The following is a 2262-nucleotide window of genomic DNA, read 5'->3' as shown; positions in this document are numbered from 1 at the left end:
TCAGACTATATATTTGAAATTTATCAAAAAGCACATCAACAGCTCATTCAATTATTTGATGCTTTAGCTGCTGGTCAGCGAGTCGGTGTTGTTAAGCAACATCAAAGTATTTTAGAAGAATTAAAACTTTATACGCAATACATTCCAGACCTATCAAATGACCTGCCTCAGCAGGATTCGACATCTTTTGAACCAATATCCAATATTGAACCAGAGCCAGAAGTAGTAGCTACTGTAGAGAATTTCTCAGACTCTGCAGACTGGGCGGTATTAGGTCAAAGTGTGCAGCAAGATCGACAATATATTTCATCTACACAAGTGAATCGAAATTTTGATGCTGATCTTTTAGATATCTTTCTTGAGGAAGCTGAAGAATTACTTGAGGGAATTGATACCGATCTTAATATTTGGGTAGGTGAGCAAGAAAACTTTGCAGCTCTGAACAACCTAATGCGTTATTTGCATACCTTGAAAGGGGGAGCAAATATGGTTCAGGCAACGTATCTTGGTTTGATTGCCCATGAATTAGAAAGCATTTATGAGCGTTTAATTCAAAAGCAATTAGTAGCAACTTCAGATTTAATTGATTTTATTCTTTTGGTTCAAGATGACTTGGCTGATCGTTTACAAATCATGCGTGAACAACAACTAGATTATGCAGCTCCTTACACAATTAACGCATTAAAACGAGCGGGTCAAAACTCTAACTTCCAACCTGTATCAGTGGTTGAGGCATTTGATGCTGAAAGTGAGGTATTATCTGAGCAAGAGGTGATATCTGAAATAATAATAGATGAGATACCAGTAGAACTTGAACCTGCTCTTGCAAAGCTAGAAACTCATCACGATCAGGTATTCGATACAGCGGTTACCGAGTTAGCTACTCCAGTTGAGATGATTACCACGGTTACATCGCAAGAGAGTGAAATTGCAGCTGATGAACAGGACATTGAGGCTGTTGTTGAACAGACGTTCCTAGAAGAAGCTACTGAATTGTTAGAAATGGCTGAGTCGCTATTAAAACAATGGTTTGAACAACGTACAAACCGTAGTATTTTGCTTCAGCTCCAAAGAGCCGTGCACAGTTTGAAAGGTGGTGCACGAATGGTGGGTTTAGAAGCCGTACAAGCAATTGCCTACCAACTAGAAAATGCTTTTGAACAATTTGCGTTGCATCACTTCAATTCAAATATTTATGATCATTTATTAGAAAGTGCAATTGCATGGTTAAAAGATGCAATTTTCAACCACAACTATCAGCATTTCGATGGATTACAGCAAAGTTTAGAAAATATTCAATTCTTTGAAACTACAATCCAGATTCCGACTAAGTTAACTAGAGCGGACTTGTTTAGCTCAGAACCGGTGATGACCTTTATACAAGGTGATGGTACAGAGCCTCCACCAATGATGGGTGCATGGGAGCAAACAGAGCGTCTGGATCAGAATAATGAAATGATCCGTGTTTCAGCGGACTTAATCGAGAAAATGATTGATTTGTCTGGTGAAAACTCCATTAACCGTTCACGAATTGAAATGGACCTAAGCCAATTTAGCCATACACTGGTTGAAATGGAGTTGGCGATTCAACGACTTGCCGATCAGTTACGTCGAATGGAAGGTGAGTTAGAAACACAGATTATTGCTAAACATGGAATTGAACATTCTCGTTATACCGACTTTGACCCGTTAGAGATGGACCAGTATTCATCATTAAATCAATTGTCGAAATCGCAAGCTGAATCTGCATCGGACTTGGTCGACTTAAAAAATACGTTATCTGACAAGATTAGAGATACCGAAAGTTTGCTTTTACAACAATCACGAATTCAAGCGGAAATTCAAGAAGGTTTAATGCGGACACGGTTGGTCCCATTTTCGCGTTTATTGCCGCGTTTACAACGAATTGTTCGTCAGACGTCTACAGCATTGAATAGACCTGCTGAGCTTTTCGTAAATAATACGGAAGGTGAGTTGGACCGCAACATTTTAGAACGGTTAGTGACTCCGCTTGAGCATATGCTCAGAAACGCAATTGACCATGGTTTAGAAGACCGAGCGCAGCGGCAACAAGCAAATAAACCAGAAACAGGGCGTATTGAGCTTAATATTCAGCGTCAAGGTACGGATGTTGTGGTTGTCTTTAGCGATGATGGTCAAGGCATTGATGTTGAAAAAGTACGTCAGAAAGCACTCCTTGCCGGATTGATCAAGCCAGAACAAGACTTAGAACAGCAAGACATACTGCAACTCATTTTCCAT

1 protein-coding gene is annotated in these 2262 nt (G+C 39.7%); it reads left to right on the top strand.

Annotation, left to right across the window (positions count from 1 at the left end; translation table 11 throughout):
• A partial coding sequence (locus tag VXQ92_RS15870; protein ID WP_416682462.1) for a chemotaxis protein CheA occupies positions 1–2262 on the top strand: 2262 nt, incomplete at both ends.

This window comes from Acinetobacter sp. 228, assembly GCF_048147885.1.
Note: the sequence above shows the minus strand (reverse complement) of the source record. Positions and strands in the feature narration are given on the sequence as shown.